Raw genomic sequence first — 8,013 nt, 5'->3', positions numbered from 1 at the left:
GGCCGCGCCGTCGCGTACCGGATCCGATGCCGCCGTCGCACCCTGGGAGGAGCCGGACCCAAGGCTGCCGCCGGTGCCCGGGCGGCTCGTCGCCCTCGGGATGCTCGCCGCCCTGCTCGGTGCCGTCGCGTTCGGTGCCCCCGCAGGATTCCTCGGCTACTTCCTCGCCGGGCCCGCGGGCCTGGCCTGGTTGCTCGTCGGCGCCGGGGTCGGCATGTTCGTCGGCGCCTGGTTCGTCGGTCGCCGCCGCGGCTGGGGCCTGGCGCAGTGGGGCTTCGTGCGAGCGCGGCGCTCCCTGTGGGGGCTGACCTGGCAGCTGCCGCTGATGATGCTCTCCTCGCTGCTGCTCACGGCAGTTTTCGGCACGCTGCTGGGGCTTTCGCCGCAGGAGTCCGACGACGTCACCCAGGAGGTGCTGGCGGTCGGCGGTCCGGCGCTCGTCCTGCCGACCGTGCTGGCGGTGGCCGTCGTCGTCCCGTTCGCCGAGGAGATGCTCTTTCGGCGGCTGCTGCTGGACTGGTTGCGCTCCCGGATGCCGGTGCTGGCTGCGGGGGCGCTGGCCACCGTGGTCTTCGCCGCGGTGCACGTCGCCCCGCAGGCCGTGCTCTACATCCTGTTCCTCGGTGCCTGGCTGGCCTTTCTGCGGGTGCACTACGCAAGCCTGTGGGCGCCGCTCATCCTGCATGCGGTGAACAACGCGATGGTCGCGGGTGTGGCGCTGTGGGCGTTGACGGCGGGGCTCTGAGGCGCCCCGTTGGAGGCGTTTGCGCCACACCCCGAGCGGGTGCGCGGCGCGCTCGCCCGCAGCGCCTACGATGACCGCCAGCGAGACGATGAAGAGGAGCCCGATGAGCACGCCCCGGCGCAGCCGCGCCCAGGTCCTGATCGCCGTCACGGCGGTCACCGCGAGCCTTGTGCTCAGCGCCTGCTCGATTGCCGCCGAAGACCCGTCGGTGTCGGGCACCGGCCAGCCCCTGACGCAGCCGCAGGAAGAGACGCCGACTCCCACTCCGACTCCGACCCAAAAAGAACTGCCCGGCGGCGGCACGAAGATCTTTCCCGACTACCGGCTCGTCGGGTACTCCGGCATCATCGGTACCGGCCCCGGCCTGGGCCGTGCGGGCGTCGGCAATATCGACGACCGCATGAAGGAGATCCTCGAACGCGCCAAGCCGTACGCCGTCGACGGTCGCAAGATCATGCCGACGCTGGAATTCATCGCCACGATGGTGCATCCGTGTCGCAACGCCCCCAAATGCCGCACCCGCTCGACCGACGACCGCGTGCAAGCGCACCTCGACGCGGTGCGCAAGGTCGACGGCATGTTGCTGCTGGCCATCCAGCCGGGGCGCGCCGACTTTCCGACCGAGGTCAAGGCGTACGAGAAGTTCCTCAAGGAGCCCGACGTCGGCCTGGCGATGGACCCCGAATGGCGGATGGGGCCCAACCAGGAGCCGATGCGCCAGTTCGGCTCGACCAGCGGCAAGGAGCTCAACGAGGTCAACAAGTACATCTCCGACCTGGTGCGGGACAACCACCTGCCGGAGAAGGTCGTGCTCTACCACATGATCCGCACCAACTGGGTTCGTCAGCCGGAGGACCTCAAGCAGCACCCGGGCGTCGTCAACATCGTCAGCGTCGACGGCATCGGCTCCAAGGCGATGAAGGAAGAGACGTACGCGGCGATCATGAAGGTCAAGCCGCCGCACGTGCATCCGGGCTTCAAGCTGTTCTACGAGGAAGACACCGCGCAGTCGAACTGGAAGCTCATGACTCCCCAAGAGGTGCTCGCGCTGACGCCCAAGCCGGAGTACGTGCTCTACGAGTGAGGCTCGTAACGATTGAGTCCCGGTGCACGCCGGGGGCTCGTGGGCGTGTCTTTGTCCGATAGCTTCCACGCACCATCCGTGGAAAGACAAGGAGCGCCCCTCGTGGAGGATTTCCTCGAATCAGTCAGCGGCAACCTCGCCACCTACGTCCTTGTACCGATGCTGGCGATCGTCGGCATCCTGTTCACGATCCGGATGAAGGGCATGCAGTTCCGGACCATGGGCACGATGCTCAAGGTCATCCTCAAGTCGCGCACCGGGTCCGAGGGCGGCATCTCCTCGTTCCAGGCGTTCACGATCAGCCTGGCCTCGCGGGTGGGCACCGGCAATATCGCCGGCGTGGCGATCGCCCTGGCCGTCGGTGGCCCGGGAGCCATCTTCTGGATGTGGGTCATGGCGCTCATCGGTATGGCGACGGCCTTCGTCGAGGCCACCCTCGCGCAGCTGTACAAGCAGCCGCACCATGACGGCACTTTCCGCGGTGGCCCGGCCTACTACATCCAGCGGGGCCTGGGCAATCGGGCCTTCGGAGTGCTCTTCGCCTGCCTGCTGATCTTCACGTTCGGCCTCGCGTTCAACATGGTGCAGGCCAACACGATCGCCAGCGTGCTCGAGTCCGGGCACGGTGTGAGCCCGGTGGTCACCGCGGTGGTGCTGGCGGCACTGACCGGCGTCATCATCTTCGGCGGGCTGCGTTCCATCGCCCGGGTCACCGAGATCATGGCCCCGCTGATGGCACTCATCTACTTCCTGCTGGCCGTGGTCGTCGTGCTGACCAGCCTGCCCGCGGTGCCCGGCGTCATCGCCGACATCTTCAAGGGCGCCTTCGGACTGGAGCAGGCGCTGGCCGGCACCGGTGGCGGCATGCTCGCCGCCCTGATGAACGGCGTGCAGCGCGGCATGTTCTCCAACGAGGCCGGCATGGGATCGGCGCCCAACGCGGCGGCGACCGCCACCGTGCGTCACCCGGTGCAGCAGGGCCTGATCCAGTCCGCCGGTGTGTTCGTCGACACGATCATCGTGTGTACGGCGACGGCCACGATGATCCTGCTCGCCGGCCCCGCGGTCTACACGCCCGGCGTGACGACCCGGGCGGAGGCCGGTGCTGCGCTGACCCAGAACGCCATCGCCGCGGAGCTCGGCGGCTGGACGATCCCGCTCATGACGTTCCTCGTCTTCGTCTTCGCCTTCTCCTCGGTGCTGGGTAACACCTCCTACGCGGAGATCAACGTCGACTTCCTGCGTGGCGGCCGCGTCGGCGACATCACGATGCGCTGCGTGGTCGTCGTCGCCGTCATCACCGGCGCGCTCGTCAGCCTGACCATCGTGTGGACCGTCGCCGACATCGCGATGACTGCCATGGCCGTCACCAACCTCGTCGCGCTATTGCTCCTCGGCAAGTACGTGGTAGCCCTGTTGGCCAACTTCGAGCAACAACCCTCGGCGGTCGACGCCACCTTCGACGTCGACGATCTCACCGAGCGCCCACCCGGGGTACTCGAAGAGGTCTGGGGCGACAAACGCGCCAACCCCGTGGCCCGCGACTAGCGCCGGCGCTCGAGCAAATGGATCCCCGCGGCCTGGCCGCGGGGATCCATTGCTGTCTGGGTGCCCGGCGCACCCGTTGCTTGTGACAGCTGCTGCTGGTTACAGGTACTGGCCGGTGGGCAGGAGTCTTACAGGTACTGGCCGGTGGGGCCGGAGTCGCCCTTCTGGCCCAGTTGCCCGAATGGCCCGGGGCCACCTTGCCCCGCGGCGCCCGTACCGGGCGGCAGCACCTGACCGGGCAGGGCCCGGCGCATCTGCTGCAGCTGCTGTTGGGCCGCCATCTGCTGGGCGAAGAGCGCCGCCTGGATGCCGTGGAAGAGCCCCTCGAGCCAGCCGACGAGCTGGGCCTGGGCGATCCGCAGCTCGGCGTCGCTGGGGGCATCGTCGGTGAACGGCAGCGTGATCCGCTCCAACTCGTCCACCAACTCCGGGGCCAGGCCGTCCTCCAGCTCGCGGATCGAGCGCCGGTGCACCTCGGCCAGCCGCGCGCGGCCCTTCTCGTCCAGCGGGGCGCTGCGCACCTCCTCCAGCAGCTGCTTGACCATCGCCCCGATCCGCATGACCTTCGCCGGCTGCTCGATGAGGTCGGTCGGGGTGTCGCCGGTCTCGCCCGGGTCGTGCACCCCCATGCCGCGGTCGGTCAGGACGACGATGCGCTCTCCCTCGGGGTGTTTGGCCGCGTCGTTGCTGGGCGCTCCGTTGCTGGCCGCTCCGTTGCTGGGCGCGCCGTTGCTGGGCGCGCCGTTGCTGGCCGCGGCGGTGGGGTGTTCGTCGGTCTGCGGGTCGGGACGCGTGTCGTGCGGGTCGGGTCCCTGCGTCTGCTCGCTCATGGCTCCATCGTGCCGTGACCCACGCGGGAGGGCCGCTCGGGAAGGTGGGCGGGCGCGTCGATCCCCTGCAGACACCGTGCGGGTGGCGGACAATGGGGCATGCGTGAGCCGACCCACGTCGACCTGGCCGACATCGCACCCCGGGGCCGATTTCACAATGTCGTCGCGTTGACCGGGGCGGGCATCAGCGCCGCCGCCGGGCTCGGGACGTTTCGCGGGGCCGGTGGGCTGTGGACCGCCCAGCCCGATGTCGAGGCCGCGATGCACGCGCACGAATTGCCCGGCAACGTGCCTGCGCTCTGGGACGTCTGGGGCGGCATCCGGCGGCGCGCGCTGATGGCGGGACCCTCCGCCGCGCACCAGGTACTCGCCGAGCTCGGGGTGCGGGTCATCACTCAGAACATCGACGGCCTGCACCAGGACGCCGGCTCGACCGACGTGCTCGAACTGCACGGCAGCGCCGGGCGCGCCGCCTGCCTGAACCCAGCGTGCGGCTACCGCGGGCGCAGCGACCTGGCCGGGCCGCCCCCGCCGCCCGGGCACGTGCCGCCCTGCCCGGCGTGCGGCGGCCAGCTGCGCCCCGACGTCGTGCTCTTCGGCGAGACCCTGGATCCGCACACCTGGCAGGCGGCGCAGGAGGCCGTCGAGCATGCCGACCTCATGCTGGCGATCGGCACCTCCGCCTTCGTCACGCCGGCGATATGGCTCGTGCCCATGGCCCGCGACCACGGCGCGCTGTGCGTCAACCTCAACGTCGACGACTCGCTGCCCCGCCTCGACCCGTTCCACGCGCACGTCATCGGCGACTGCCAGGAGACGTTGCCGCGCTGGCTGGAGCAGCGCTAGCCGAGCCGCGGGGACCGGATCGCATTGTTGCGGTGGTGAACTAATGACATGGTCTTTGTTGCGTCATCGAGCGCAATCCCATGACCTGCGGTGTTGCGATCCCAGTGGGGCCGCCCGAGGGGGGCATGTACTTAGTTCACCACCGCAACATATGTCTGCCCGTCGCGAGGGCCCTGGTGCGCAGCGGTCACAGGCCGGGCGGGCTGCCTAGTGTGGGGTCATGCCGACGCCGACCTCACTGGAGCTGGACGTCGATGGCCACGCCGCCGACCTGTGCGCATTCATCGACGCCTCCCCGACCCCCTTCCACGCCGTGCAGGAGGCGGCCCGGCGGCTGACCGACGCCGGCTTCACCGAGCTCGCCGAGCGCGACGCGTGGCCACGCGAGCCCGGCCGATACTTCGTGCGGCGCGAGGGCACGATCGCCGCCTGGTCGACCGCCGCGGCAGCGGGTGCCTCCACCGGCCCGGCCACCGGCTTTCGGGTGCTCGGCGGCCACACCGACTCCCCGAATCTGCGGATCAAACCGAACGCCGACGTGCGCACGCTCGGTTGGGACCAGCTCGGCGTCGAGGTCTACGGCGGGCCACTGATCACCACCTGGCTCGACCGCGACCTGGGGCTCGCCGGCCGGGTCGCCGTCCGCGACGCCGACGAACCCACCGGCGTGCGGATGTGCCTCGTGCAGGTCAGCGAGCCGTTGCTGCGGGTGGCGCACCTGGCCATCCACCTCGACCGATCGATCGCCGACGAGGGGGTGCGGCTGAATCCGCAGCAACACCTGGCGCCGATCTGGGGCGCCACCGGCGGCGCGCCGACCCTCGCGGAGTACCTCGCCGGGCTGCTGGACGTCGAGCCGAACGACGTGCTGGCCCACGATCTGATGATGTTCGACCTCACGCCCTCGGGCCGCCTGGGGCACGCCCGCGACCTCATCGCCGCGCCGCGACTGGACAACCAGGCCACCTGCTACGCCGGCGTGCGGGCGCTGATCGACGCCGACACGGCAATGGCGGGCGGCGGCTCGCACATCCCGCTGCTGGTGCTCTTCGACCACGAAGAGATCGGGTCGATGACCAACCGCGGCGGGTTCAGCGAGTTCTTGCCGGGCCTGCTCGAGCGGGTCGTGCTGACCCAGGGCGGCGACCGCGAGGACCTGCACCGGGCGCTGGCCGACAGCCTCGTCTGCTCGGCCGACATGGCCCACGCGACCCACCCCAACTACACCGAGCGGCACGAGCCGTCGCACCGCATCGCGGTCAACGCGGGCCCGGTGCTCAAGGTCAACGTCAAGGGCCGCTACGCCAGCGACGCCCCGGGAGCGGCGGCCTTCGCGCTGGCGTGCGAGCAGGCCGGGGTGCCCCTGCAGCGCTTCGTGGTGCGCTCCGACATGCCGTGTGGCTCGACGATCGGACCGATGACCGCCGCGCTCACCGGCGTCGTCACCGTGGATGTCGGCGCCCCGATGCTGTCGATGCACTCGGCCCGGGAGTTGTGCGGCGTCGCCGACCCGGCCATGTACGTGGCGGCGCTGACCGCGATGCTCGCCCCAGCCGCGGTGTGACTGGAATACCCTGTGGGGGTATTGCTGTTGGTCTGGCTGTCAACGACAGGAGACAGACGATGACCATGCAGTCGATGCAGCGTTCGGCGTACGACGAGTTCCGCTGGGCGCAGGAACTGTTCGCTCGCCGCGATCCCGCCGGGGCGGCCAAGGTGTTGGAGGGGCTGCTCGACCGGGTGCGCGGCGAGGCCGACTCGCAGACGGCAAGCGCCGAGCAGGTCGGTGCCGAGCAGGTCGGTGCGGTGCGCACCGAGCTGATGCGGGCCTACTTCCATACCGCCCGCCTGGGCCCGGCCGAGGCACTCGCCCGCGAGGCGCTGGACGCCGACCCCACCGACTCCGACGCCGCGCTGCTGCTGGCCCGCGTGCTGCAGCGGCGCAGCCGGCACGACGAGGTCGCGGCCCTGCTGCCGCGGCTGGAGGCGCTGCTGGGTGCCGACGACGAGGGCGTGGCGCTGCTGCGGGGGCGGGCGCGATGACCGACTACGGCCACGAACTCGCCTTCGGGCTCTTCCCGAGTCCGAAGGCGGACGCCACCCCGGCGCTGCTCGACCTCGTGACGCTCGCCGAAGGCTCCGGGCTGGATCTGATCTCGATCCAGGACCACCCCTACCAGGCCGCCCACCTGGACACCTGGACGCTGCTGAGCTTCCTGGGCGCACGCACCAGCACGATCTCCCTGGCTCCGAACGTCGCCAGCCTGCCCCTGCGTGATCCGGTGATCCTCGCGAAGTCCGCGGCGACCCTGTCGCTGCTCACCGACGGTCGCGTCGAGCTGGGTCTGGGCGCCGGGGCGTTCTGGGACGCCATCGCCGCTGCCGGCGGGCCTCGCCGCACGCCCGGGGAGGCCGTCGATGCGCTCGCCGAGGCGATCGAGGTGCTGCGCGCGTTCTGGCGGGGCGGCCGCGTCGACCACGACGGGCAGCACTACCGCACGAAGGGGCTGCGGGCCGGTCCGACTCCGGTCGGCGACATCCCCATCTGGCTGGGCGCGTACAAGCCACGGATGCTGCGGCTCACCGGCCGCCTCGCCGACGCCTGGGTGCCCAGCATGGGCTACGCCGACCCGCCGGCCCTGCCCGCGCTCAACGCCCGCATCGACGAGGCGGCTCTGGCCGCCGGCCGCGACCCCGCCGACATCCGGCGCATCTACAACATCTTCGGGTCGTTCGGGCGTTCCGCCGACTTCCTGCGGGGCAGCGCCGCGGACTGGGCCGAGCAGCTGGCGCAGTTGGCGATCGGCGACGGGATGTCGACCTTCATCCTGGGCACCGACGACCCCGCCACGCTGGCCCGTTTCGCCAGTGAGGTGGCCCCCGCCACGAGGGAACTCGTCGCGGCTCACCGGGCTGCCGGCTCGGCCAGCGACCCCGGGGACTCCGACGACCCCGACGAC

General features: G+C 70.8%; 8 protein-coding genes. 7 read left to right on the top strand and 1 reads right to left on the bottom strand.

What is annotated here, in order from left to right; all coding sequences use genetic code 11:
- The 3 genes from KILIM_RS22930 to KILIM_RS21145 all read left to right on the top strand — a co-directional run.
- Nucleotides 1-745: CPBP family intramembrane glutamic endopeptidase (locus tag KILIM_RS22930; RefSeq protein WP_006594805.1), on the top strand; the 745-nt coding region annotated here is incomplete at its 5' end.
- Nucleotides 746-848: 103 nt separating this feature from the next.
- Nucleotides 849-1,829, top strand: coding sequence for a hypothetical protein (locus KILIM_RS21150; RefSeq protein ID WP_006594804.1), 981 nt, complete (start codon nt 849-851; stop codon nt 1,827-1,829).
- 102 nt (nt 1,830-1,931) lie between these two features.
- Nucleotides 1,932-3,377, top strand: a complete 1,446-nt coding sequence (locus tag KILIM_RS21145) for an alanine/glycine:cation symporter family protein (RefSeq protein WP_006594803.1) — start codon at nt 1,932-1,934, stop codon at nt 3,375-3,377.
- A gap of 128 nt (nt 3,378-3,505) precedes the next feature.
- Here KILIM_RS21145 and KILIM_RS21140 read toward each other — a convergent pair whose 3' ends face one another.
- On the bottom strand, nt 3,506-4,207 hold the full coding sequence (locus tag KILIM_RS21140) for a bacterial proteasome activator family protein (protein WP_006594802.1): 702 nt from the start codon (nt 4,205-4,207) through the stop codon (nt 3,506-3,508).
- 99 nt (nt 4,208-4,306) lie between these two features.
- Between KILIM_RS21140 and KILIM_RS21135 the strand changes: the two genes are divergently transcribed.
- The 4 genes from KILIM_RS21135 to KILIM_RS21120 form a co-directional block, all read left to right on the top strand.
- Entirely contained in the window at nt 4,307-5,053 is a 747-nt protein-coding gene (locus tag KILIM_RS21135) for an SIR2 family NAD-dependent protein deacylase (protein ID WP_006594801.1), read from the top strand.
- A 220-nt stretch (nt 5,054-5,273) separates the two neighbouring features.
- Nucleotides 5,274-6,617, top strand: coding sequence for a M18 family aminopeptidase (locus KILIM_RS21130; protein ID WP_006594800.1), 1,344 nt, complete (start codon nt 5,274-5,276; stop codon nt 6,615-6,617).
- 59 nt (nt 6,618-6,676) lie between these two features.
- Nucleotides 6,677-7,096 carry a tetratricopeptide repeat protein gene (locus KILIM_RS21125; protein ID WP_006594799.1) on the top strand — a complete coding sequence of 140 codons (420 nt, stop codon included), beginning with the start codon at nt 6,677-6,679 and terminating at the stop codon, nt 7,094-7,096.
- Nucleotides 7,093-8,013 (top strand): LLM class flavin-dependent oxidoreductase (locus KILIM_RS21120; protein WP_006594798.1); only part of this gene is annotated, 921 nt, incomplete at its 3' end. The genes KILIM_RS21125 and KILIM_RS21120, both read left to right, overlap by 4 nt.

This window comes from Kineosphaera limosa NBRC 100340, assembly GCF_000298215.1.
In the GTDB taxonomy this organism is placed as follows: domain Bacteria; phylum Actinomycetota; class Actinomycetes; order Actinomycetales; family Dermatophilaceae; genus Kineosphaera; species Kineosphaera limosa.
Note: the sequence above shows the minus strand (reverse complement) of the source record. Positions and strands in the feature narration are given on the sequence as shown.